This is a genomic window from Sphingomonas mali NBRC 15500, from assembly GCF_001598415.1.
Classification (GTDB): Bacteria; Pseudomonadota; Alphaproteobacteria; order Sphingomonadales; family Sphingomonadaceae; genus Sphingomonas; species Sphingomonas mali.
This window is the reverse complement of the sequence record NZ_BCYX01000017.1, coordinates 24,264-46,337: the sequence shown is the minus strand read 5'-3', so window position 1 is coordinate 46,337 and position 22,074 is coordinate 24,264. Positions and strand designations below refer to the sequence as shown.

Below are 22,074 nucleotides of genomic sequence, written 5' to 3'. Positions count from 1 at the left end.
CGCGGTGAGTGCGGCAACCGATCGCTTCCTGGCGCTGACCGGCGCGCGGTTGCCGCTCGTCCAGGCGCCGATGGCCAATTTCGCCGGCAGCGCGTTGGCGATCGCCGCACTCAAGGCCGGCGCGGTCGGCTCGCTCGCCTGCGCGGTGCTGTCGCCCGACCAGGTCGCGGCCGAGGTCGCGGCGATCCGGGCAGCGATAGCGGGGCCGATCAATCTCAATTTCTTCTGCCACAAACTCGGGCCGCAGCCGGACGAGAGCGCCTGGCACGCGGCGCTCGCCCCCTTTTACCAGGCGGAGGGCGTCGCCCCGCCGGTGCAGCCGCCGGTGTTGCGCAAGCCGTTCGACGCCGCGATGGCCGAGGTGATCGAGGCAGTGCGGCCAGAAATCGTCAGCTTTCATTTCGGCCTGCCGGAGCGCGTCCTGCTCGACCGTGTCCGGGCGAGCGGTGCCAGGATTTTCGGCAACGCGACCAATGCGATGGAAGCGCGGTTTCTCGCCGACGCCAAGGTCGACGCGATTGTCGCCCAGGGGTTCGAAGCGGGCGGCCATGCCGGCCATTTCCTGATCGGCCACCGCCCGATCGGCGTGCTCGCATTGGTGCGGCAGATCCTGAAGGACGTGGACCTGCCGGTGATCGCGGCGGGTGGGATCGCCGATGAAGGCGCAGCTCGGGGCGCCATAGCGGCGGGCGCGGCGGCGGTGCAGGTCGGCACCGCCTATCTCCGCACCCCCGAAGCGACGACCAGCGCGGTGCATCGCCAGCGGCTGGCCGAGGCCGGGCCGGAGGATAGCGTCTTCACCAACCTGTTTTCCGGCGGGCTCGCGCGCGGCTTGCGCAATCGGCTGATCGAAGCGCTGGGACCGGTAAGCGAGTTTGCGCCGCCTTTCCCTTATGCCAGCGCCGCGCTGGCGCAATTGCGCGCCAAGGCTGAAGCCGACGGGCGTGGCGACTATTCGCCGTTATGGGCGGGGCAAGGCGTACGGCTGGCCGGCGAGGAGCCCGCCGAAGAGCTGACCGCAAGGCTAGGCGCCGCGGCGCTGGAAGGAAGCAGGATATGAGCAAGCTCGACATCGTCCGCATCGCCGCGCTCAGCGACAATTACATCTGGCTGGTGCACGATCCCGACAGCGGCGAGACGATGGTGGTCGATCCCGCCGAGGCCGACCCGGTACTGGCAGAGGCCGACCGCCGTGGCTGGACGATCGACGCGATCTGGAACACGCATTGGCATCCCGATCACACCGGCGGCAATGCCGCGATCAAACAGGCGACCGGCGCGCCGGTAATCGCCCCCGCCGCCGAGGCCGCGAAGATCCCCACTGCCGACCTGCTGGTGATCGAAGGCGACATCGTGCAACTCGGCAAGCACGCTGCGACCGTGCTCGAAACCCCCGCGCATACCGCCGGCCACATCACCTATCATTTCGCCGATGACGCCGTGGCTTTTACCGGCGACACGTTGTTCGCGATGGGATGTGGCCGCTTGTTCGAGGGCACCGCGGCGCAGATGTATGCCAATATGCGGCGGTTGGCCGACTTGCCGCCCGAGACGTCGGTCTATTGCGCGCACGAATATACGCTGTCGAACGCGCGTTATGCGCAGGTTGCCGAGCCCGACAATGACGTGATCGCCAGCCGATTGCGCGAGGTGGAGGCGATGCGTGAGCGTGGCCAGGCAACGGTGCCGACGACGGTCGCGCTGGAACGCGCCACCAATCCGTTCATGCGCGCACGATCGATTGAACAATTTGCCGAAAGGCGAGCCTCTAAGGATGTATTCCGCGGCTGAACCGGTATAGGATCGGGCCGAGGGGATGCGAAGGAGCCGCTTATGCGTAACCGTATCTTTCCGCTCGCGTCGCTGTCCGTCGCGGCAGTCGCGCTATCGTCCTGCGCGATGACGCCTGCCGAGACCGCCCGCGCCGCCGACGCCAAGGCGGCGACCCAGGCCGCGCTGGGTAAGGAACTCGCCGGGCTGACGCCGACCGAGACCAGGGACTGTATGGACAATTACCAGTCCTCGTCGCTCAAGGCCTATGGTGGGACCCTGGTCTATAGCGTCAGCAAGAAGCTCAAGTACGTCAACGACACCGGCGGCGGTTGCGAAGCGGTCGAACGCGGCGACATCCTGGTCACCAAGTCGCCGAGCGGGCGGTTGTGCCGCGGCGATATTGCACGAACGGTGATGCCGGGATCGCGCATGCCGTCGGGCAGCTGCGCGTTGGGCTCGTTCGTCACCTATCGCGCGAAGTAACGCCATGCGTATCGTGCTCATCCCCGTCGCCGCGCTCGGCCTGCTCGGCGCCGCCGCACCCGCTGCTCCGCGGGAGGACACGCTCGCCAGCGCGCTGGCCGGCCGGGTCGCCGGAACACCGGTCGATTGCGTCGAGAAATCGCGCCTCGATGGGCCACAGATCATCGATAAGAAGACGCTGATCTATCGTGAATCGGGCCGCCGGATCTGGCGCAACGACCTGATCGGCGAGTGCCCCGGCCTCCAGCCGATGGACACACTGGTCGTCGAGATTTTCGGCAGTCAGCTATGCCGCAACGATCATTTCCGCGCCCTGACCCCGGGCCTGCGCATCCCTGGCCCGATCTGCAGGCTGGGCAAGTTTACGCCCTACGACAAGCCGGAAAAGGCGAAGTAGCGCCTCGTTGGCCCGACCCGTAGCTGGCTTAGCCCCTCCCCTTCAGGGGAGGGGTTTGGGGGTGGGGGAGTGCCTCAAGCCGCTCGCCTGTGGGGAGGCCCCACCCCAACCCCTCCCCTGAAGGGGAGGGGCTGAGAGCCCCGTTACAACACGAAGCGGCTGAGATCGGTGTTGCGGGCGATCGAGGCGAGCTGCTGATCGACATAGGCGGCATCGATCGTCATCGTGCTGCCCGACCGGTCCTCGGCATCGAAGCTGATTTCCTCGAGCAGCTTTTCCATCACCGTCTGCAGCCGCCGCGCGCCGATATTCTCGACCGCGCCATTCACCTCGGCGGCGATCTTCGCCACCGCGCGAAGGCCATCGTCGGTGAAGTTGATCGTCACGCCTTCGGTCGCGATCAGCGCCTTGTATTGCTCGGGCAGCGACGCCTTGGTGTCGTTGAGGATCGCGACGAAATCATCCTCGGTCAGGCCCTTCAATTCGACCCGGATCGGCAAGCGGCCCTGAAGTTCGGGCAGCAGATCGGACGGCTTGGCGACGTGGAACGCCCCGCTCGCGATGAACAGGATATGGTCGGTCTTCATCGGCCCGTATTTGGTCGCGACCGTCGTCCCTTCGATCAACGGCAGCAAGTCCCGCTGCACACCCTCGCGGCTGACCGATCCGCCGCGCACGTCGCTGACCGCGATCTTGTCGATCTCGTCGAGGAACACGATGCCGTTGGATTCGGCATCCATCAGCGCGACCCGCGCGACATCTTCCTGGTCGAGGCGCTTGTCGGCTTCTTCCTCGACCAATTTGTCCCAGGCCGAGGGAACGGTCAGCTTGCGGCGCTTCATCTGGCCCTGGCCGAACGCCTTGCCCATCATCTCGCCCAGGTTGATCATCCCGACCTGGCCGCCACCCGGAATCTCGAATGGCATCTGGGGCGCGGCCTCCAGCTCGATCTCGATCTCGGTCTCGTCGAGATGACCGTCCTTGAAGCGCTGGCGAAACGCCTCGCGCGTGGCGGTCGAGCTGTCGCGCCCGGTCAGCGCGTCGAGCAAGCGGTTCATCGCCGCCTCCTCGGCCTTGTCCTTGACCGCGATACGGCGGCGCTCCTTCTCGAGCCGGATCGCTTCCTCGACCAGGTCGCGCGCGATCTGTTCGACGTCGCGGCCGACATAGCCGACTTCGGTGAACTTGGTCGCCTCAACCTTGACGAACGGCGCGTCGGCCAGCTTGGCCAGGCGGCGCGAAATCTCGGTCTTGCCGCACCCGGTCGGGCCTATCATCAGGATGTTCTTGGGCGTCACTTCGTCGCGCAGATCGGCCGACAGCCGCTGGCGGCGCCAGCGATTGCGCAGCGCGACGGCGACTGCCTTCTTGGCGTCCGTCTGGCCGATGATATGCGCGTCGAGTGCGGCGACGATCGCCTTGGGAGTCAGTTTGTCGTTCATATTCTTCTTCTTCAGCCCCTCCCCTTCAGGGGAGGGGCAGGGGGTGGGGGATATCTCGTAGAGTGGGTTGCTCGTGGCTGCCCCACCCAACCCCTCCCTTGCAGGGAGGGCGGCTTAGGTCAGGTCGCGCTGTCGAGGCTCTCCACCGTGACCCTGTCGTTGGTGTAGACGCAGACCTCGGCAGCGATCTTCATCGCCTTGCGGCAGATCGTCTCGGCATCTTCCTCATAGTCGACCAAAGCGCGCGCTGCGGCGAGCGCGTAATTGCCGCCGGATCCGATCGCGGCGACCCCCGCCTCGGGCTCAAGCACGTCGCCATTGCCGGTCAGGATCAGGGTCACGTCCTTGTCGGCGACGATCATCATCGCTTCCAGGTTGCGCAGATACTTATCGGTCCGCCAGTCCTTGGCGAGGTCGACCGCGGCGCGCATCAATTGGCCATTGGCGCGCTCGAGCTTTGCCTCGAGCCGCTCGAACAGGGTGAAGGCGTCGGCGGTCGCGCCGGCGAACCCGGCGATCACGCTGCCGTCGCCCAACCGGCGGACCTTCTTGGCATTGGGTTTCATCACCGTCTGGCCGGCGGTCACCTGGCCATCGCCGATGATGATCACCTTGCCGTTCTTGCGCACGGAGAGAATTGTCGTGCCGTGCCACGTCATCTTGTCGCTCATGCCCGCCATGTAGTCATCGGTTGCGCGGGCGCAACATCACCCTCCCCGTGGCAACCAAACGATGATACCATTCCGGCGACACGCTTCCGTTACGGCAAGCGATGTCGGGTCGATCCAATAATTGCGCCGCCGAAGGCGGCAGAAGGTGACGGTAGCGGCGCGCTTCGGCGCGAAAAAGAAAGGGGTTTCAGTATCATGGCGAGCGAATTTCCTAAGGATATCGGACAGCCTCCGGTCGGGGGCGGCGGCATGATCGGGCGCGTTCAGCGCCTGATGTTGAAACCCAAGGACGAATGGCCGGCGATCGATGCCGAGCCGATGACCGTCCAGGGAATCCTGATGGGCTGGGTGGCGCCGCTCGCGGCGATCGGGCCGGTCGCTCACCTGATCCAGGGCCAAGTCTTTCCGATGAACTTCTTCGGGGTGACGTGGCGACCGCCGCTGATCGGCTCGATCGTCACGGCGATCCTCGCGTGGGCCCTGACGATTGGCCTCACCTATGTGTGGGCTTTGATCATTGACGCGCTCGCCCCCAGCTTCGGTGGTACCAAGAACCCAATTTCAGCATTGAAGGTCGCAGCCTTCTCGGCCACCGCCGGTTGGATTGCAGCGGTCCTCGGCATCCTGCCGGCACTCGGCATCATCGGCAGCTTGATCGGGCTTTATAACATCTACCTTTTCTGGATCGGCGGTCCGATGCTGATGAAGGTGCCGCAGGACAAAGCGGTCGGCTTCGTCGTCGTCTCGATCATCGTCGGTGTGGTTGCGATGGTCGTCGCTGGCATAGTCGCGATCGCGATCGGCGGCGCGATGTTCGCGATGACCCCGAATGCGTTCGGCCCGGGGGGGGGCGGCACGATCTCGGTTGGCGGGACGACGCTCGATACGGGCAAGCTGACCGATGCAGCGACCAAGATGGAGGCCGCCAGCAAGTCGATGGAGGCGTCGATCAAGGGCGGCGATGGCGCGGTCAAGGCGGTCGACCCGGGCGCGCTCCAGAACCTGTTACCGGCGTCGATCTCGGGCTGGAACCGAACCAGCGTCGAGAATCAGGGCGGCGGCGCGGCGGGCATCGGCGGCAGTAACGCACGCGCCGAATTCCAGTCGGGTGACCAGAATTTCAGCCTCTCGGTCACCGACACCGGCGTGCTCGGCAACATCGCAACCCTGGGCGGCGCGATCAACGCGTCGTCCAACAAGCAGACCACGACCGGCTATGAGAAGTCCGAGATGCAGGGCGGCAACATGGTCAGCGAGAAATGGGACAATCAGTCGAAGTCGGGCAGCTATTCGGTGCTCGTCGCCAGCCGCTTCGCTGTCGAGGCGAGCGGCTCGGCCCCCAGTATCGACACACTGAAATCCGCGGTCGCCGCGGTCGATCTCGGCCAATTGCAGTCGATGGCCAAGTGAGCCGCCGGGCGCGCGCCACCGCCGCTCGATCCTGCTGGGGAGCCCGATGAGGCTCCGCATCATTCTCGCCGGCGCCATGCTCAGCCTGGGCGGATGCGAGGCCGGCAACGACAATCAATCCGCTGAGGAACGCGGGCCCTCCGCCACCTCGGCCGTCGCGGGGGCCGGCAACGTTCCGACCGATTGCGGCAAGCTCCCCGATTTCGTCCCGCTCTATGCCGATGCCCGCATCGAGACCTGCGTCTCGGGTCCCGCCGGCGAACTGCGCCGAGAGAGCGGGACAGTGGTCTATACGACCGGTGCCACGCCCGACGCGATCATCGCCTGGTACAAGGACAAGGCAGTGCTCGAGGGCCTCGTCCCCGCTTTGTCGACCCCGACCCTGTTCTCCGCGCGCGATGGCGGCAAACGGTCGATGAGGGCTATGGTCGAGAGCGTGCGCGGCGCGACGAAGGTCACGCTTAATTGGGAGTGGGATGCCTGAAATCCGCTCGTCCTTCCCCTTCGGGGGTGGGCCTTGTCGTTGGATCAGCCCGTAATCACGCCCACCAACAACTTCACGTTGAGCACGACGATCGCCGCCGCCACCACCCAGGCCGCGATGCGCAGCGCCCAGGGGCTGGAAAACTCGCCCATCATCCGCCGGTCACTGGTGAACGAAACCAGCGGGATCACCGCGAACGGCAGTTGCAGGCTCAGCACTACCTGGCTCAGTACCAGCAGACTGGTCGTCGCCCCTTCACCGGCGATGCCGATCACCAGCGCCGCGGGCACGATCGCCAGCAGGCGCGTGACAATGCGGCGCAACCAGACCGGAAGCCGGAGGTCGAGGAACCCCTCCATCACGATCTGTCCCGCCAGCGTGCCGGTGATCGTCGAATTCTGCCCCGAGGCGAGCAGCGCCAGCGCGAATACGACGCTCGCCGCGCCAGCACCCAGCATCGGCGACAACAGGCTGTGCGCCTGCTCGATATCGGCGACATCGGTGCGGCCCGAGGTGTGGAACACCGATGCCGCCAGGATCAGGATCGCTGCGTTGATCAAGAATGCGAGGCCGAGCGAGACGATCGTGTCGATCGTCGCCAGCCGGATCGCGCCGCGCTCGTCGTCCGCCGCAACCTTGCGCGTCTGCACGACCGACGAATGGAGATAGAGATTGTGCGGCATCACCGTCGCGCCCAGGATGCCGATCGCGATATAGAGCATCGCCGGGTTGGTCACGATTTCCGGCCGCGGCACCAGCCCGCCGGCGACCGCGCCCCAATCGGGCCGCGCCAGCCACAATTCGTAGGCAAAGCATCCCGCGATCACGACCAGCAACGTGGCGATGAACGCTTCCAGCTTGCGAAAGCCGAACCGTTGCAGCGACAGCAATAACAATACGTCGAACGACGTGATCGCCACGCCCGCCAGCAACGGAAGGCCGAACAGCAATTTGAGCGCGACCGCGGTGCCGAGCACTTCCGCCAGGTCGCAAGCGATGATCGCCACCTCGCACAACAGCCACAGCACGATCGTGGTCTTGCGCCCGTATCGCGCGCGGCATGCCTGGGCGAGATCGAGCTTCGCCGCGATGCCGAGCCGCGCCGACAAGGTCTGGAGCAGGATCGCCATCAGGCTCGACAGCAGGACGACGGCGAGCAGGGTGTAGCCGAATGCCGATCCGCCGGCGAGATCGGTCGCCCAATTGCCGGGGTCCATATAGCCGACCGCGACCAGATAGCCTGGCCCGATGAATGCGAAGAATCGCCGCCACGCGCCGGTCGCCGGCACTGCGATACTGGCATGGCTTTCGGCAAGCGACGGCCGGCCCCGCGCGAAAGGCGCGGCATTGCTTATCGCGTCGCTGTTCGGCGGTGGCGTCATTCGGGTCCTTGCAAACCTATCCGTTCGTGCTGAGCCTGTCGAAGCACGTGTTCTGGGCACGCCCTTCGACAAGCTCAGGGCGAACGGCGTGTCCTAGCGCCGCAAAGCCCGCCCCGCCACTGCGTCCAGCTTCGCCAGCAACGCCGGGTCGCGCTTGGCCGGGTCGGTGATCAACGCGACGTCCAGGCAGGTGTCGATCGGCGACGGCGTGCGCTCGTTGGGCAATGCCTTGACGAACGCCTCGACCGTGCGACGCGCGACCTCGCCATTCTTGTGCATTTGCGCGATCACTTCGGCGACCTCGACCGGCGCCTCGCTCTCGCGCCAGCAATCGTAATCGGTGACCATGCCGATCAGCGCGTAGGGTAGTTCCGCCTCGCGCGCGAGCTTGGCTTCGGGCATCGCGGTCATGCCGATCACGTCGGCACCCCAGTCGCGATAGAGCAGGCTTTCGGCGCGGGTCGAGAATTGCGGCCCCTCCATCGCCAGATAGGTGGCGCCGGTCGCGACCTTGCCGCCTGCCGCCTCGACCGCCGCCGCAGCGAACCCCGACAGCCGTTCACACACCGGATAGGCCATGCTGACATGGGCGACCATTCCGGTGCCGAAGAAGCTCGACGCGCGATGCACGGTGCGGTCGATGAACTGGTCGACCACGACAAAATGACCGGGCGGCAGATCCTCTTCGAGCGACCCGATCGACGAGATCGCCAAGATGTCGGTCACGCCCGACCGCTTGAGCGCATCGATATTGGCGCGGAAATTGAGTTCGGACGGCGGGATGGCATGGCCGCGGCCGTGGCGCGGCAAGAAGACGAGGTTGACCGCGCCGATCCGCCCGAACAGCAATTCGTCGGAAGGCTGGCCCCAGGGCGTGTCGACCCGGCGCCACTCGGCATCCTCCAGCCCGTCGATCGCATAGAGTCCCGATCCGCCGATGATCCCGATCGTCCAACCGTCGCTCATATCGTCTCCTGTGGGTGCCGAGTCGCCGCCTCCTTAGGCGATCGGCGCGCGGGACGCAGCGTCCGATCGGGATGGATTCGCCGCGATGAACGGTTGGCTCGGCCAGTGGCACAAAGGCCTGCTATGCCGTTGCCCATGATTCGCCCGCCCCTTCTCGCCCTCGCCGCCCTTACCGCTGCCGCGCTCCCCGTTCCGCTGTTAGCGGCGCCGCCGATCGCCGGCCGCTGGCTGACCGCCGATGGCGGCGCGGTGGTCGCGATCGGCGATTGCGGAGGGTCGATCTGCGGCCGCGTCGTCAAGGTAATCAAAGGGCCGCCGGCCGGCCGGCCCTGGGTCGATTCGCTCAATCCCGATCCCAAACTCAAGACCCGCCCACTGGTTGGCCTGCCGATCCTGACGGGGATGTCGTCGTCGGGCGACGGCTGGAAGGGCAAGATCTACGACCCCAAGAGCGGCAAGACCTATCGCGCGGTGGTCGCCCGCGACGGCGCCAATCTGAAGGTCCAGGGCTGTATCGCGATCTTCTGCCAGACAATGATTTGGACTCGAACGGGGTAGACGACGGCTACTATTGGGTGGATTCTTGCCGGTCTGGTTTGGGTGAACGACAAGCCAAAGCTGCCCATCCCTTTTGTTGACAGATTTCCGCGCACGAAGCAGCAGGGTGGCCCCGGACACCGCTCCGTAACCGGCACGCGCACCGCCGCCCCTGCCTGATAAGGACGAGACGATGGCGGACTCCGCTTTGGCGACGATTACCTTTGGGCGCGCTGCGCCGGGAATATGCGTGCGCGATATCCAAGCCGCGCAAGACTTCTATTCGCGCGTTCTAGGGTTCGAGAAGGTTTTTGAAAATGGCGATCCGATCGGCTTCATGGTGATGAAAAAGGATCGTGCCGAAATCCACTTGAGCCAAAAGCCCGACCACAAGGCCTCGACTGTCAACGTCATGCACATGTTCGTCAACGACGTGGCGGCGCTCTATGCCATCTGCGAGGTAGAGGGCGTGAGAATCATTAAAAGCCTCGCGGACAAGGACTATGGGCAACGAGCCTTTGTCTTCGCTGATCCGGACGGCAACCGAATCGACATAGGCGAACGACGCTCCTAACCCTGCCTGCTGCTCAAGGGCCGCTTTCGGGCGGCCCTGTAGAGAGATCCAATGACCACCATTGGGTCGCAAGTAGACACCTCTCGCTAAATCACATCCATATCCACCTTGTAATGATGCCACGCGAGGATCGCGGCAGCTCCGCGGTGCGGACGCCAGGCTTCCGCCAGGTTGCGCATCAGCTTCTCCGCCGGTCTTTCTTTATGCCCCAGGATGCGGCCGATCTCGATCTGCACTGCCAAATCGCCCGCCGGCCAGATATCCGGACGGCCTTCCGCGAACAGCAGATAAATTTCCGCCGACCAACGGCCGATTCCCTTGATCTTGACCAGCTGCGCGATCGCCTCCTCATCATCCTCGGGCAATTGCGCGAAGTCGAGCCGGCCGCTCGTCACTTCCTCGGCCAGGCTGCGCGCATAGCTCGCCTTTTGCCGCGACAGACCTGCGGCGCGGAGTTGCTCATCGCTCGCCGCGGCGATGGTGGCGGGGTCGGTCAGGTCGCCGATTTGCGCCTCGAGCTTGTTCCAGATCGATTGCGCGGCCGCCACCGACACCTGCTGCCCCATGATCGTCCGCAGCAAGGTGGCATAGCCGCGGTCGCGCACGCGCGGCTCGGGATAGCCTGCGCGCTGCAGCGCGACGGCGAAAGCGGGCTCGATCGCGGCGAGCGCGTCGAGCGCGGTGTTCAACGACTTGGCGGTCTGGACCATATGAAACCTTGTACGAAACCTTGATCGATGCGCCCGGGCACGGCATGGCCGCTGGCAACCGGACGGAGGAAAGACATGCCCAAGCTTATCGTCGTGACGCGCGACGGGAAAGAACAGGAAATCACGGGCGAGGCTGGCCTGTCGGTGATGGAAGTGATCCGCGACGCCGGGATCGATGAGGTTTTGGCGCTGTGCGGCGGCTGCTGCAGCTGCGCCACGTGCCACGTCCATGTCGACCCGGAATTTGCTGCCAAACTGAAACCGATGAGCGAGGACGAGAACGATCTGCTCGATTCCTCCGCCGACCGCGACGAGAACAGCCGGTTGTCGTGCCAGATCGAGTTCAGCAATGCGCTGGATGGCCTGAAGGTGCGGATCGCGGAGGAGGATTAGGCCTCTTCTTCAAGCCGTCATGCCGGGCTCGTCCCGGCATCCACCGTGCCTCTGGCTGAGGAAGTGGAGCCTCGAGCTTTACGCTTGCCTCCCGGTGGCGTTCGAGCGAGATCGTGTCCCCCGGACACGATCTTGGCTTGCCGGGGGGGCAAGCCAAAGCTCGAACGGGCACAAGGCCGGGGTGACGAAGTAGAAATCTACTTCGCAGCCCCGGCAAACCGCACCACCGCCATCGGCGCGGTGCTCGACAGCGGGGTCGCTTTCCACGTCACGGTCTTGCGGCCGTTCACGACCTTCACCCCATCCTCGTTATTCTGGCTGACGATCTCGGCGTCGGTGTCGAGGATGAAGGTGCCGTCGAGCTTGGCCGAGGCCTTGCTCGCGTCCGACCCGCCCATGCCGCCCGCCGAATCCTTCGAATCGTTGGCGAAGCCCGGTGCCTTGACGCGCGCGGTGCCGTTGGCGCGGATTTCGACCGCGACGAACGGGATGATGATCCCGGCGTCGAGATTGTAGGGAAACAGATAGGTGTGATCGAGCTTCCCGCTGATCTGATAGTCGATCACGAACTTGTTATTGCCGACATAGGTGACCTTGCGGAACCCCGCTTCCTTAGACAGGGTCGCGGCCATTTCGCGGTTCTTGGCATCGGCCGCGGCCTGGGTCTTGGCATCGTCCTTCGCGTCGTCCTTGTTATTCTTCTCGCCCTTGCCGCTCTTCTGGCCGCTCTTGTCGAAGCCGATCTTCTGCAGCGAGACGCCGTCGGTCTTCTTGGTGTCGTCGTCGCCGCCCGACGGCATGTCCTTCATCGCCTCGTTGAGGTCGAAGGCATAGACCTCCCCCTGATAGCTATAGGTGAAGGTGCGGTCGGCATTGATCGTCAGTGTCGAGGTGAATTTGCCCGGCGCGAGCAGGCAGCCGAGCAGCATCAAGGGCGCGAGCAGCACCAGCGCGAGACGCGTCACTCGTGCCGTCATCACAATTCCCCCATCAGTCGCGCGCGGCCACCGCATAGAGCGCGATCGCAGCGGCATTGGATACATTCAGGCTCTCGATCCTAGGCGATATCGGCAGGCGCGCAAGCTGATCGCAATGCTGCATCGTGTTGTGCCGCATGCCTTCGCCCTCGGCCCCCAGCACCAAAGCGATCCGCGCCGCGCCGATCACGTTGCCCAGCGTTTCGGTCGCTTCCCCGGCCAGGCCGACGCGCCAGAACCCGGCCTCGGCAATCTCTCCCAGCGCGCGCGACAAATTCACCACGCGGACCCAGGGCACGATCTCGAGCGCGCCCGACGCGGTCCGCGCCACCGCGCCCGATTCGGGCGGGGAATGGCGATCCTGGGTGACGATGCCGAGCGCGTCGAATGCCGCCGCCGAGCGCAGGATCGCGCCGACATTGTGCGGATCGGTGACCTGGTCGAGCACCACCAGCGGCCGCCGGTCATCCTCCCCCTGCCCTTGCTCGAGCAGGTCGCCGAGCCAGATATCCTCTAGCGGCTCGACCTCGATCACCAGCCCTTGATGCGGCGCGTCGTTCGGCACCAGCCGGCCGAGATCGGCGACATCGGCATAAGTGATCGGGATTACTGGCGGAATGTCGAGCCCGGCCAGCGCCTCGCGCGTCGCCCACATCTTCCTGACCGTCCGCTCGGGATTGGCGAGCGCTGCCAGCACCGCATGGCGCCCCCAGAAACGGGGCCGCGACGCGGGCGCCTGGCTTGGACGGTGACCTCTACGCGCCATCAATATTCCTCAATCGGCGTCCGGATAAGCGAACGGATCGCTCTTGGACGGCTGCGTCGGCAGCGGCGGACGCGGCAGCGCGTCGCCGTTCGCCGCATTCCACAGGAACGCCGCCAGCACAACCGCCGCCTGACGCATGTCGTCGCCCTTCAAGTGATCATAGGTATCGATCGACGTGTGGTGGATGCGGCTGCCATAATCGAGCGGATCCTGGATGAACTGGAAGCCCGGCAGGCCGACCGCCTGCATGAAGACATGGTCGGTGCCGCCGGTCTTGCGGATCACCACCGAGGACGCGCCCATCGAATTGAACGGCTCCAGCCATTGCTTGAAGATCGGCACCACCGCCGGATTGTTCTCGGCATAGATGCCGCGCAATTTGCCCGATCCGTTGTCGATGTTGAAATAGGCCGCCATTTTCGACCAATCGGCCTTGGTCGCGATCGGCCAGCGATTGGCCCAACCCTGATAGCGCGCAAGACCGGTCAGCTTGGGATCACTGCCGCTGCCGCGGGTCGCGAAATGGTTCTCGACATAGGCCAGGCTGCCGAGCAACCCCTGTTCCTCGCCTGCCCAGAGCGCGAAGCGGATCGTCCGCTTGGGCTTCACCTTCAAGGTCGACAGGATGCGCGCGGCTTCCATGATCATCGCGCTGCCCGCGCCGTTATCGGCGGCACCGTCGCCCGCCACCCAGGAATCGAGATGCGCGCCGGCCATCACATAGCTGCCGTCCTTTGCGCTGCCGGGGATGTCGGCGATGATGTCGTAAGCATTGACGTCGCTGTCGTCGAAGCGGACGTCGTTGTTGATCGACACGGTCGGCGCCGCACCGACGATCGAGAGGCGGACGAGGCGGCGATAATCCTCCGCCGCGATTTCGACGCCCGGGGTCTTCACGGTATCGCCGGCGCCGAACAGATAGCCTTCGCCATGGACGAGCTTGCCGTCGAGCCGCGACTTGGTGGCATAAGCGACCGCGCCTTCCTCCTGCAGGAAGGCATCGAGCTTCTTGGCGAAGTCGAGCCGCTTCATGCCACGCTCGGCGGCGGCGGGATCGTATTTCGGCTGAACGAACTGGTCGAGCTTGGCGAGATCATCGGCGGAATAGCGCTTGAACGGCGCGTCGCCTGGCTCCGACCCGTCATCGGGCTTGGTCACCAGCACGATCTTGCCCTTGAGCTTGCCTTTCCACTTGGCGAAATCGGCCGGCGTCGCGATCGGCGCGACAAACACCTCGCCCGATACCGTTCCGTTGGTGGCGGGCGTCCAGGCGATCGGGATCGCGGTCAGTTGGATCGGGCGCGGGCTGGTCATCCGCACCGAAGAGCTTTCGATCCACCAGCCGCGGCCGAACTCGAATCCTTCCTTATGGACGTTGGTCAGGCCCCATTCGCTGAACTTGGACGAGGTCCACGCCTCGGCCTTGCGCATATTGGGCGAATTGGTCAGCCGCGGGCCGATCTGGTCGGAGAGATATTCGGCGGTGATCATCACCTGAGAGCGGTTGAAGCCCTCATCCATGATCCGGTTGACCATCGACAGGTCATTGGAATGCAGCGACGCGGGAATGGCGACGGCGGCGGCCGCGGCAAAGGCGGCGATCATCTTGCGCATGAACGATTATGCTCCCCGGGATATTATGACGCCCACGCTATTGCCGCCGCGCCACCCGCGCAAGGGTGTGCCACACATATCGTACGCCTGGCTCCAGACGGGTCGAAAACGTGCCGCCGCCGCGTTGACATGGCCGCGCGGCTTGGGCATGGGGCGCCCTCGCTTTTCGAAGCGACCGTCCCTTTGCGGACGAAGACCTGGGGACAGGTGGCCGAGTGGTTAAAGGCAGCAGACTGTAAATCTGCCCGTGCAAGCGTACGCTGGTTCGAATCCAGCCCTGTCCACCATTTCATGTTTCGAGCATCCGCCAACATATCTTCGCACCAATTGCGCCCTTGCGCGCGCTGCCTGTGGGATGGGCAAAGAGATGTTCGCAGCTGGGCCGGCAGTGACGAGCAAGGCTCGTCGCCGAGCCGCCCGGATTGAACACTATTCATCATCCCGCCGATCCTGACGAAGAGCGCTCGGCGACAAGCAATTGCACAGAAGCAAGTTGCATAAGCGGGTAACGGCCCGGCCGCGCGCCAATTGATCTGCCGTAATCGCTGTGTTAGCTATCCGGCCTGAATTCAGGGGGCAGTTAAATGACGAAGCATGTCGAAGTTGGAACCGAGCACGAGACGAGCCAAATCAAGCGCGATTGGGTGAAGCCGGAAGTCGTTTCGTTCGACGCGGTTTTGGCAACCAAGGCGGCAACCCTGAATCCGGGCGATGGTCTCAGCAGCAATAGCTGAGGATACCATCCGCTATCGGTATCGTTACGGCGGTTTAAAGCTGGAATCGAGCGAGCCGCTCGCACAATTAAGAGAAGAATGCGAGGAATCGGGCGAGGCGAAAGCATCGCTCTCTCTGGACGTTATGGAAGGGCCGTTGCCGACGCCCGACACCATTCTTTTCCGTTGGAATGGGCGCTATGGTCTCTCCTTGGGAAGGGTCGGCGAACGCTGGTTGCTGACCACGTCGCTCGATTGCGCTTTCCTGATTGACGAAGCGCGACACACGATAAGCTGTGTCGTTCGCGATCGAAGGGATCCGGCTTGGCTCGACGTGCTCGTTCGCCGCATCTTGCCACGCGTCGCCATCCGCTATGGTGCGGTAGCGTTGCATGCTGCAGCCGCAGCGAAGGGCGATCACGCACTGCTGTTGCTCGGCGCATCGGGGGCGGGCAAATCGACCACGTCGGCGGCGTTGGGAGCGGCCGGCTGGGACGTGCTCAGCGACGACATCTCGATATTGTGGGATCACGATGCCCCCCGGGTCGCGCCGGCCACTACCGGAATCTGTGTGTGGGCGGACTCGTTCGCCGCGCTCGCCCTGCCCCCTCGGCAATCGACGCCGATGCCCGGCTACCTCGGCAAGCGGCGCTTCGTTCCGGGAAACGAAACCAACACCGCGCCGATGCCGCTGAACGCCATCGTACTTCTCGAACGCTCGGCCAATGCTCGGGAAGCACATCTTGTCCCCGTTCCGCCGATAGAGGCGCTGGGATGTTCTACCCGCGAGCGGATCCGGTTCAACCCCGCCGAAACGACCGGCGCCGAATTGCGCGCGACCTTTGCCGCGCTCAGCACGATGGCGCAGGTCACTCCTTGCTTCCGCTTGTTCTATCCGCCGGATTATGGCGCGCTTCCCGCGATCGTCGAGCAGCTAGAGGGGATGTTGCAGCACTGACATGTCGATCGACGCTCCGCCACGACGCCCCTATGACCTGACCCTGGCCGACCGCGACTATCCCGAGTGCGTCGGGCCGCCGCGGCGCACGTTGCTCATCTGTTCGGTTCCGCGCTCGGGCAGCACCTTGCTTGGCGAAGCGCTCCACTTTGCCGGCGGGCTCGGTTGCCCGCTCGAATATTTCCATCAGGGCTTTCAGCCCGACTTCGCCGAGCGCTGGAATGCTCAAACGCTGACGGACTATATTCGTGCGGTGCATCGCTGGCGCACCGATCCCACCGGCGTGCTGTCGGTGAAGTTGTTCTGGAGCGATGTCGAAGCCTTGGCGGCAGAGTTAGAGCCAACCCGGTTCGCCGCTTTGGCCGGACGCCGGCCCGACGAGGTCGATGCCGGCACCTATCGCGAGATCGCCGCGTTGCTCGATCCGATCTTTCCCCGTCCCCGCTTCGTTCATCTCGAACGCAAGGACCGCGTCCGCCAGGCCGTGTCGGGGCTGGCGGCCACGCAAACGGGTCTGTTTCGCATCGTGCCGATGACCGAGACGCCGCCCGCGAAGGCGGTCCCCGAATATGATTTCGGACGGATCGACTCGCTCATCGCCTATGCCGACCATTGTCACGGCCATTGGCGCAACTTCTTCGACGCAATCGAGGCTGATCCGATCCGGCTGAGCTACGAGAATCTGGTTGCCGATTATGAGGGCGGCGTCCGCCACGTGCTGAACAGTATCGGCAGCAACTCGCCCATTCCACCCATCCGTTTGCAGCGCCAGTCGGGTAGCGACAACGAAGCGTTCGTGCTGAGGTATTTGCGCGAGCATCGCGCCGCCACCGGTTGAGCGAGCCCGTCAGCCCCACACCTCGTCACGACATGCCAAAGGCGTGTTCGAGCCACATATCCATCGCCACCACGAACCAGATCGGCCCGATTCTGCCGCGCGACAATTGGCCCGTCGACCCCGCCGAACGCCATTCCAGCGCCGGCGCGAACATCTCCGCCACCTTGTCGCCGTCGACCCAGCCAAGTCTGGCCGGTAGCAGATTTTGTGGCGGGCATTCCCGAAAGCGCTCCGCGATCGCGTCGATCAGGCTGGTGATGAAGATCGCCTTGTCCTGGCGTTGACGAACCACCTCAGGCAGCGTCCCCCGCATCGCTTCGCGCAACAGATGCTTCTTTTCACCGTTCCGCAGCAACATCGTTCCCGGCACCCCCATGAAGAAGGTCGCAAGTCGCAAGTCGTGTAGCGGATGACGGATCTCGACTCCGTGTGCCTCGGCAAAAGCGAGGATCGTATCATGAGCGAGGTGGCGGCGCGCATGCGCGAAGACATTGTACCGCTGCATTTGCGCGAAGCTGTTGAGTTCGACCGGGGGCAGATCCGCGCGCCACCGTTCCTCGAGCCCGGTCCGCGCGGCCCATTCCGGTCGTATCCAGTCCGGAACTGCACCGTCATAGGTCAGGTGGGGGCGGAGAAAACGGGCGCGATAGGCGCGACTGAATAATGGCGCAGCAGCAAGAAAGCCGGTTCGCCGAAACCGTAAAACGGGCGACAATTGGGGAAATTGCGTCATCGCCTCGCGAAACAGGCCAGTCAGGTCACCCTTGCGCAGCATATCCGGCAGATGGGCTAGGCTGCCCGCTATCCAATCGTCGCCGCCTTCGCCGGTCAGCAGGACGCGGCCACCCTCCGCCTGCATCAGGCGAAACGCAGCAGTCGTGGTGTCGTTGACGTTGGGGCGCAACGGCAGTTGCAGCGTTTGCGCGGTCCACCGGCGCGCCTCGTCCAGAACGAACGGATCGGCGGAGGTAACCCGTGCGGTCAGACCGACATGCTCTTCTACCGCCTTGCTCCATGGCGTCTCGTCCTGCGCCTCACCCGGAAAGCGGGCAGTGACCGGCTGGACCTGACGATCGATCCTGCCGGCGCGATGCAATTCGGTGGCGCGCGCGACGACGGTCGAGGAATCGAGGCCACCCGAAAGGTGCGCGCTGACCGTCGTGTTGCTGCGCATCGTCGCAATCAGCGATTGGTCGAGAAGCTCGCGGAATCGCTCGACAAGGTCGCCTTCAGACAGGTGCGAGAGATCCTCGAACGGGCCCGAGTGCCAATGCCAGGTCCTGACGCGACCCTTTTCAAGCTCGACCGCCGCTCCCTGGCCAAGACGCTGCACCCCTTGCCAGAACGTGTCCGTGCCCGTGACGAAACGGGCCGACAACATCTCGCCGATGGCGCCCTCGTCGAGCCGCCGTTCGAGGTCGAGCCCGACGACCAGCGCGCGCGGTTCGGTCGCGAAACCGAAAGTCCGGCCGTCGAAGCTCCATAGTAACGGTCGCCAACCCATCGGCGAGCGCGCGCAGAACAGCCTGCGTCTGTCGGGCTGCCAGATCGCCAGCGCCCAATCGCCAACCAGGTCGTTCAGGAAGCGCTCGCCGCGTGCTTCCCATAAGGCAAGCGCGATATCCACGTCGGGCGCACCGGCCAGAGCACGCCCTCGCTCGCCGAGAAGCGCCAGGAGATCGCCGCGGTTATCCAGTCTTCCGTCAAACGCCATCACCGCGCCGGAGGCCCCGGGGAGCGGCTGCCGTTCGGCCACCGCCTCCGGGGTGGTCGCGTGATGGAACCGGATCATGCCGGCAGGCCCGTCATGCCAGCGCGTGACGCCATCGAATCCGCGCGGCGGCGAGGCCGCCACGATACGCGTCAATATAGCGTCGGACAGCGTGTTGCCGTGAGCGAGAACCGCGCCGGCGATGGCGCTCAATCGCTGCCCTCCAAGAGCCCCTTCGTCCGCGCCAGATCGATAAATTCGCGCACATCCCGGCCGATTTCGGCCGGCTCGGCGTTATGATTCTCGGCGAGCGACCGCACGATCTCGGTCTCGTCCAATCCCGCGGCGATGCCTCGCCAGATCGCGGCGCTGGATTCATTGAGCGCATGGTAGGTGCCATCTCGGCCATCGAACAGCGCGAGTTCGCCACCGACATTGTTCCACGCAATATGTGGCGCGATCTTCAGCAACCGAAATAACCCTTAACGATGCAACCTTGGCGACAATTCTAGGCTGCCGTCCGCCGACTTGGCAAGGTCGAGTCGGCCGGCGTGGTCGTGTTTAAGCCATGCCTAAAATGGGAATTTTCTCGCAGGATCACGGAGTTATTCTTTCACGTCAATGGCATAACCGCTGTGGTCACCACGACAGATTCCATTCGCACATCAACCGAATTTTCACTATTAGTATTTCGGTAAGTATATGTGATGGGGGGTTCTGGACAAAGATTGGCCGGGCTTCTCGGATCAATACTTAAGGCGTCGGAATTCGACTGAGCGGTTGCCGTTATCAAGACGATCGTCATGTCGTCGCGTAGCGTGCGCGAAATGGGGGAGAGACAATGTTATCTATAGTTAAGAAGTCGGCTTTTGTGGTCGTCGCCATTGTGGGGGCAAGCACGTTTTACGCCGCGCCGGCGGCAGCTCAGGCGACGCGGACGTGGATTTCCGGTGTCGGCGACGATGTCAATCCGTGCAGCCGGACCGCCCCGTGCAAGACCTTTGCCGGCGCGATCTCGAAGACCGCCGCCGGCGGCGAGATCAATTGCATCGATCCGGGCGGTTTCGGCGCGGTGACGATCACCAAGGCGATCAGCCTCATTTGCGACGATGTCGAAGCCGGTGTGCTGGTTGCTGCATCGCCAGCAATCACCATCAATGCTGGCGATACCGATGTCGTCACGGTGAGCGGGCTCGATATCTTGGGGCCGACGACCGTCCCGGGCACCAACGCCATCAACTTCGTGAATGGTGCCGGGCTCAATCTGCGCAATACCACCATCAAGGGATTTGCCACGCAGGCCGTCAGCTTTACGCCGGGCGCCGGCAAGACCGCCTTTCTCAATCTGAACAATGTCGACATTATTGGGAACGGCAACACAGGCGATCCGACGACCGGCGCCATCAAGGTCGCGCCGGCGACCGGCGCCACCGCCAATGTCGTGATCAGTAACAGCCGCGTTCAGAACAATGTCAATGTCGGTCTTCGCCTCGACACTACGGGCACGACGGGCAGCCGTATCAACGTGCAGCTGGCCAACAGCCAATTGAGCGGCGACGGTATCGGCATTCAGTTCAAAGCGCCGGCCGGGACGGGCACGATCAATGCTCTCGTGACCGACACGACCGTTTCGAACAACGTCAGCTATGGCGTTTTCGCGAATGGTAACGGCGTAAACGCTCGCTTCGCCACCACCACCATCACCGGCAACGGCGCCGCAACCGCAGCGACAGCGACCGGCGTTAACGCGGTGAACGCATCGGTGGTGTCGAGCTATGGCAACAACCGCCTTGACGGCAATTTCAACAGTTCCGCCGTCGCGTCGGACGGCGCCTTCACCGCGACGATCCCGCTGCACTGATCGGCACGCGACTGGAAACTGAACGGCGGGACTGGCAATAGTCCCGCCGTTTCTGTGCGCGGAGTCCCTCGCCAACAGAAAGATAAGGGGCAGGAGAGCCGGTGCGGTGTCGAGTAGCGGATGAATCGATGCGACCGCGGCTCCTTCCGCAAGGTTCTCAGCAGCTGGTTTCTGTCGGCCTGAACCGCGCGCGTCACCTGTACGGGCTCGTGTGATGCGGCGCGACGCCGAGACCGCACGCCGATCGCCGGCGTTCGCGATTGTCGCCGCCGCCTGCCGAGCGGCCGCGACCGGCGAAGGCGACTTCATCGACTATCCACCCCCGCATCCGGGCGGCGACGCGATCCTCGCGATGGCGATGCGCCACCGCGTCAGCACACCGGTGCTCCGCATTTTGGCGCGCGATCCCGCACTCGATGCCGACACCGCCACAAGGCTGCTCGAACTGGCGCGGGAACGGCAATTGTCCGCGCTGAGGCTCTCGTCCGCCTTGGTCGCGGTGTCCCAGGAGCTCTCCAAGGCCGGCATCCGGCATCTGGTGCTCAAAGGTCCGGCTCTATCGCAGCGCCTGTATGACGATCTCGCCGCGCGCGACTGCAAGGATATCGATATTTTCATCGATCCCGCTGCGCGTACGCCGGCGGAAGCGGCAATCGCCGATCTCGGGTTCCGCCGCACGCACACAGCGACAACGCCGGGGGATCCGTGGCGCGCATCACTGGCGCCGAAGGACGTCAGCTTTCGAAGCAGGGACGGCAGCATCGAACTGGAATTGCACGATCGTCTGTTCGACGTTGCTCAATTATTACCACTGTCGTTCGATCATTTCTGGTCCATGCACGAAACGCTGGCAGTCGCCGGAACGACGCTGCCAATATTGTCGGCGACCGACGATTTCCTGTATCTTTGCGGGCACGGCGCCTTGTGCGGCTGGTTTCGGCTGAAATGGCTCCAGGACATTGCGCGCATCTTCGCGTCAGGGTCGCCAGCGGCCCTCGCCGGCTTTGCCGAGGCCGCGGATCGGCTAGGGGTTCGGCCGATGACCACCAGCGCCGCCACATTGGTCGAGCAAATATTCGGCCTCCCATTGTCCGGCGCGATTGGGGACGCCCACTCGTCAGCGTCCCTCCGAATCGTCAATCGATCGCGAGAGGCGCTGGCGGCACCAGCGGCGGCGTCGAACGCGCCATCGATACCGCGACTGGTGCGCATGTTGATGATGCAGCTCGGATTGCGGCGCGATTGGCGTTACCGGCGCGAAGTCCTTGCTAGGGCGCTCCTAAGCCAGAGTGACGTCGACATGGTGAAATTGCCCTATTTCGCCCGGGGCCTTTACTACCCTCTGCGGCCGTTTCTCCTCGCACTGCGCAGATTGCGGCCAAAACGATCGTGAATATCGACCTGCGCACTGGCA

The 22,074-nt window shown here is 64.3% G+C and carries 24 protein-coding genes and 1 tRNA gene; 15 read left to right on the top strand and 10 right to left on the bottom strand.

What is annotated here, in order from left to right; translation table 11 throughout:
* Positions 1 to 4: 4 nt before the first annotated feature.
* Genes SMA01S_RS13645 through SMA01S_RS13630 form a run of 4 tightly spaced genes read left to right on the top strand, consistent with a single transcriptional unit; the run spans position 5 to position 2,653 of the window.
* A complete protein-coding gene (locus SMA01S_RS13645) occupies positions 5 to 1,060 on the top strand; it encodes an NAD(P)H-dependent flavin oxidoreductase (protein WP_066823196.1) in 1,056 nt (351 codons plus the stop codon).
* Positions 1,057 to 1,791: a hydroxyacylglutathione hydrolase gene (gene gloB, locus SMA01S_RS13640; RefSeq protein WP_066823193.1), complete on the top strand. Its 735-nt coding sequence runs from the start codon at positions 1,057 to 1,059 to the stop codon at positions 1,789 to 1,791. Before SMA01S_RS13645 ends, gloB begins: the two co-directional genes overlap by 4 nt.
* Before the next feature lie 42 nt (positions 1,792 to 1,833).
* A complete protein-coding gene (locus SMA01S_RS13635) occupies positions 1,834 to 2,256 on the top strand; it encodes a hypothetical protein (RefSeq protein WP_066823190.1) in 423 nt (140 codons plus the stop codon).
* Positions 2,257 to 2,260: 4 nt separating this feature from the next.
* Positions 2,261 to 2,653, top strand: a complete 393-nt coding sequence (locus SMA01S_RS13630) for a DUF6491 family protein (RefSeq protein WP_066823188.1) — start codon at positions 2,261 to 2,263, stop codon at positions 2,651 to 2,653.
* Between the two features lie 143 nt (positions 2,654 to 2,796).
* On the opposite strand, the gene hslU is transcribed toward SMA01S_RS13630, so the two are convergent.
* Together hslU and hslV are read right to left on the bottom strand one after the other, a co-directional pair.
* Positions 2,797 to 4,095: an ATP-dependent protease ATPase subunit HslU gene (gene hslU / locus SMA01S_RS13625; protein WP_066823185.1), complete on the bottom strand. Its 1,299-nt coding sequence runs from the start codon at positions 4,093 to 4,095 to the stop codon at positions 2,797 to 2,799.
* A gap of 119 nt (positions 4,096 to 4,214) precedes the next feature.
* On the bottom strand, positions 4,215 to 4,766 hold the full coding sequence (hslV, locus tag SMA01S_RS13620) for an ATP-dependent protease subunit HslV (protein WP_066823338.1): 552 nt from the start codon (positions 4,764 to 4,766) through the stop codon (positions 4,215 to 4,217).
* Between the two features lie 195 nt (positions 4,767 to 4,961).
* Here hslV and SMA01S_RS13615 point away from each other — a divergent pair, with 195 nt between their 5' ends.
* Entirely contained in the window at positions 4,962 to 6,176 is a 1,215-nt protein-coding gene (locus tag SMA01S_RS13615) for a Yip1 family protein (RefSeq protein WP_066823183.1), read from the top strand.
* 46 nt (positions 6,177 to 6,222) lie between these two features.
* Entirely contained in the window at positions 6,223 to 6,660 is a 438-nt protein-coding gene (locus SMA01S_RS13610) for a hypothetical protein (RefSeq protein ID WP_066823182.1), read from the top strand.
* A 44-nt stretch (positions 6,661 to 6,704) separates the two neighbouring features.
* On the opposite strand, the gene SMA01S_RS13605 is transcribed toward SMA01S_RS13610, so the two are convergent.
* Positions 6,705 to 8,042 (bottom strand): Nramp family divalent metal transporter, encoded by a 1,338-nt coding sequence (locus SMA01S_RS13605; protein ID WP_084250297.1) that lies wholly within the window; start codon positions 8,040 to 8,042, stop codon positions 6,705 to 6,707.
* A 93-nt stretch (positions 8,043 to 8,135) separates the two neighbouring features.
* Positions 8,136 to 9,008 (bottom strand): S-methyl-5'-thioadenosine phosphorylase, encoded by an 873-nt coding sequence (locus tag SMA01S_RS13600; RefSeq protein WP_066823014.1) that lies wholly within the window; start codon positions 9,006 to 9,008, stop codon positions 8,136 to 8,138.
* 135 nt (positions 9,009 to 9,143) lie between these two features.
* Here SMA01S_RS13600 and SMA01S_RS13595 point away from each other — a divergent pair, with 135 nt between their 5' ends.
* Entirely contained in the window at positions 9,144 to 9,566 is a 423-nt protein-coding gene (locus SMA01S_RS13595; RefSeq protein ID WP_066823333.1) for a DUF2147 domain-containing protein, read from the top strand.
* A gap of 172 nt (positions 9,567 to 9,738) precedes the next feature.
* Complete coding sequence (locus tag SMA01S_RS13590) at positions 9,739 to 10,119, top strand: glyoxalase superfamily protein (RefSeq protein ID WP_066823005.1); 381 nt, start codon at positions 9,739 to 9,741, stop codon at positions 10,117 to 10,119.
* A gap of 86 nt (positions 10,120 to 10,205) precedes the next feature.
* Here SMA01S_RS13590 and SMA01S_RS13585 read toward each other — a convergent pair whose 3' ends face one another.
* Positions 10,206 to 10,829: a DNA-3-methyladenine glycosylase family protein gene (locus SMA01S_RS13585; protein WP_066823003.1), complete on the bottom strand. Its 624-nt coding sequence runs from the start codon at positions 10,827 to 10,829 to the stop codon at positions 10,206 to 10,208.
* A gap of 75 nt (positions 10,830 to 10,904) precedes the next feature.
* Between SMA01S_RS13585 and SMA01S_RS13580 the strand changes: the two genes are divergently transcribed.
* Positions 10,905 to 11,222 (top strand): 2Fe-2S iron-sulfur cluster-binding protein, encoded by a 318-nt coding sequence (locus SMA01S_RS13580; protein ID WP_066823000.1) that lies wholly within the window; start codon positions 10,905 to 10,907, stop codon positions 11,220 to 11,222.
* Between the two features lie 197 nt (positions 11,223 to 11,419).
* Here the strand turns inward: SMA01S_RS13580 and SMA01S_RS13575 are convergent, their stop codons facing one another.
* The 3 genes from SMA01S_RS13575 to SMA01S_RS13565 are packed head-to-tail and all read right to left on the bottom strand — an operon-like array spanning position 11,420 to position 14,579.
* On the bottom strand, positions 11,420 to 12,199 hold the full coding sequence (locus tag SMA01S_RS13575; RefSeq protein WP_084250302.1) for a hypothetical protein: 780 nt from the start codon (positions 12,197 to 12,199) through the stop codon (positions 11,420 to 11,422).
* A gap of 13 nt (positions 12,200 to 12,212) precedes the next feature.
* On the bottom strand, positions 12,213 to 12,965 hold the full coding sequence (gene rlmB / locus SMA01S_RS13570) for a 23S rRNA (guanosine(2251)-2'-O)-methyltransferase RlmB (RefSeq protein WP_066822993.1): 753 nt from the start codon (positions 12,963 to 12,965) through the stop codon (positions 12,213 to 12,215).
* Between the two features lie 9 nt (positions 12,966 to 12,974).
* Positions 12,975 to 14,579: a M20/M25/M40 family metallo-hydrolase gene (locus SMA01S_RS13565; RefSeq protein ID WP_066822989.1), complete on the bottom strand. Its 1,605-nt coding sequence runs from the start codon at positions 14,577 to 14,579 to the stop codon at positions 12,975 to 12,977.
* A gap of 201 nt (positions 14,580 to 14,780) precedes the next feature.
* Between SMA01S_RS13565 and SMA01S_RS13560 the strand changes: the two genes are divergently transcribed.
* The 4 genes from SMA01S_RS13560 to SMA01S_RS13550 all read left to right on the top strand — a co-directional run bounded on the left by SMA01S_RS13560 (position 14,781) and on the right by SMA01S_RS13550 (position 17,088).
* Positions 14,781 to 14,866, top strand: a tRNA-Tyr gene (locus tag SMA01S_RS13560).
* Positions 14,867 to 15,163: 297 nt separating this feature from the next.
* Entirely contained in the window at positions 15,164 to 15,313 is a 150-nt protein-coding gene (locus SMA01S_RS24585; RefSeq protein ID WP_157093942.1) for a hypothetical protein, read from the top strand.
* Positions 15,314 to 15,503: 190 nt separating this feature from the next.
* On the top strand, positions 15,504 to 16,250 hold the full coding sequence (locus tag SMA01S_RS13555; RefSeq protein WP_157093941.1) for a hypothetical protein: 747 nt from the start codon (positions 15,504 to 15,506) through the stop codon (positions 16,248 to 16,250).
* Position 16,251: 1 nt separating this feature from the next.
* Positions 16,252 to 17,088, top strand: a complete 837-nt coding sequence (locus SMA01S_RS13550; RefSeq protein ID WP_066822982.1) for a Stf0 family sulfotransferase — start codon at positions 16,252 to 16,254, stop codon at positions 17,086 to 17,088.
* A gap of 25 nt (positions 17,089 to 17,113) precedes the next feature.
* On the opposite strand, the gene SMA01S_RS13545 is transcribed toward SMA01S_RS13550, so the two are convergent.
* Together SMA01S_RS13545 and SMA01S_RS13540 are read right to left on the bottom strand one after the other, a co-directional pair.
* Positions 17,114 to 19,012: an asparagine synthetase B family protein gene (locus SMA01S_RS13545; protein ID WP_066822979.1), complete on the bottom strand. Its 1,899-nt coding sequence runs from the start codon at positions 19,010 to 19,012 to the stop codon at positions 17,114 to 17,116.
* On the bottom strand, positions 19,009 to 19,269 hold the full coding sequence (locus SMA01S_RS13540) for a PqqD family protein (protein ID WP_066822976.1): 261 nt from the start codon (positions 19,267 to 19,269) through the stop codon (positions 19,009 to 19,011). Before SMA01S_RS13540 ends, SMA01S_RS13545 begins: the two co-directional genes overlap by 4 nt.
* A 371-nt stretch (positions 19,270 to 19,640) precedes the next feature.
* Between SMA01S_RS13540 and SMA01S_RS13535 the strand changes: the two genes are divergently transcribed.
* Both SMA01S_RS13535 and SMA01S_RS13530 read left to right on the top strand, forming a co-directional pair.
* Positions 19,641 to 20,660, top strand: coding sequence for a right-handed parallel beta-helix repeat-containing protein (locus tag SMA01S_RS13535; protein WP_157093940.1), 1,020 nt, complete (start codon positions 19,641 to 19,643; stop codon positions 20,658 to 20,660).
* 214 nt (positions 20,661 to 20,874) lie between these two features.
* A complete protein-coding gene (locus SMA01S_RS13530; protein ID WP_066822974.1) occupies positions 20,875 to 22,053 on the top strand; it encodes a nucleotidyltransferase family protein in 1,179 nt (392 codons plus the stop codon).
* Positions 22,054 to 22,074 lie beyond the last annotated feature (21 nt).

Bases quoted from the DNA above. Each gene is read 5' to 3' on its own strand.
- SMA01S_RS13590 (WP_066823005.1), top strand. From the start codon at position 9,739: ATGGCGGACTCCGCTTTGGCGACGATTACCTTTGGGCGCGCTGCGCCG.
- hslU (WP_066823185.1), bottom strand. From the start codon at position 4,095: ATGAACGACAAACTGACTCCCAAGGCGATCGTCGCCGCACTCGACGCG.
- SMA01S_RS13575 (WP_084250302.1), bottom strand. From the start codon at position 12,199: ATGACGGCACGAGTGACGCGTCTCGCGCTGGTGCTGCTCGCGCCCTTG.
- SMA01S_RS13635 (WP_066823190.1), top strand. From the start codon at position 1,834: ATGCGTAACCGTATCTTTCCGCTCGCGTCGCTGTCCGTCGCGGCAGTC.
- SMA01S_RS13535 (WP_157093940.1), top strand. From the start codon at position 19,641: ATGTTATCTATAGTTAAGAAGTCGGCTTTTGTGGTCGTCGCCATTGTG.
- rlmB (WP_066822993.1), bottom strand. From the start codon at position 12,965: ATGGCGCGTAGAGGTCACCGTCCAAGCCAGGCGCCCGCGTCGCGGCCC.
- SMA01S_RS13530 (WP_066822974.1), top strand. From the start codon at position 20,875: ATGCGGCGCGACGCCGAGACCGCACGCCGATCGCCGGCGTTCGCGATT.
- SMA01S_RS13630 (WP_066823188.1), top strand. From the start codon at position 2,261: ATGCGTATCGTGCTCATCCCCGTCGCCGCGCTCGGCCTGCTCGGCGCC.
- SMA01S_RS13585 (WP_066823003.1), bottom strand. From the start codon at position 10,829: ATGGTCCAGACCGCCAAGTCGTTGAACACCGCGCTCGACGCGCTCGCC.
- hslV (WP_066823338.1), bottom strand. From the start codon at position 4,766: ATGAGCGACAAGATGACGTGGCACGGCACGACAATTCTCTCCGTGCGC.
- SMA01S_RS13610 (WP_066823182.1), top strand. From the start codon at position 6,223: ATGAGGCTCCGCATCATTCTCGCCGGCGCCATGCTCAGCCTGGGCGGA.
- SMA01S_RS13605 (WP_084250297.1), bottom strand. From the start codon at position 8,042: ATGACGCCACCGCCGAACAGCGACGCGATAAGCAATGCCGCGCCTTTC.
- gloB (WP_066823193.1), top strand. From the start codon at position 1,057: ATGAGCAAGCTCGACATCGTCCGCATCGCCGCGCTCAGCGACAATTAC.
- SMA01S_RS13580 (WP_066823000.1), top strand. From the start codon at position 10,905: ATGCCCAAGCTTATCGTCGTGACGCGCGACGGGAAAGAACAGGAAATC.
- SMA01S_RS13550 (WP_066822982.1), top strand. From the start codon at position 16,252: ATGTCGATCGACGCTCCGCCACGACGCCCCTATGACCTGACCCTGGCC.
- SMA01S_RS24585 (WP_157093942.1), top strand. From the start codon at position 15,164: ATGACGAAGCATGTCGAAGTTGGAACCGAGCACGAGACGAGCCAAATC.
- SMA01S_RS13595 (WP_066823333.1), top strand. From the start codon at position 9,144: ATGATTCGCCCGCCCCTTCTCGCCCTCGCCGCCCTTACCGCTGCCGCG.
- SMA01S_RS13615 (WP_066823183.1), top strand. From the start codon at position 4,962: ATGGCGAGCGAATTTCCTAAGGATATCGGACAGCCTCCGGTCGGGGGC.
- SMA01S_RS13600 (WP_066823014.1), bottom strand. From the start codon at position 9,008: ATGAGCGACGGTTGGACGATCGGGATCATCGGCGGATCGGGACTCTAT.
- SMA01S_RS13565 (WP_066822989.1), bottom strand. From the start codon at position 14,579: ATGCGCAAGATGATCGCCGCCTTTGCCGCGGCCGCCGCCGTCGCCATT.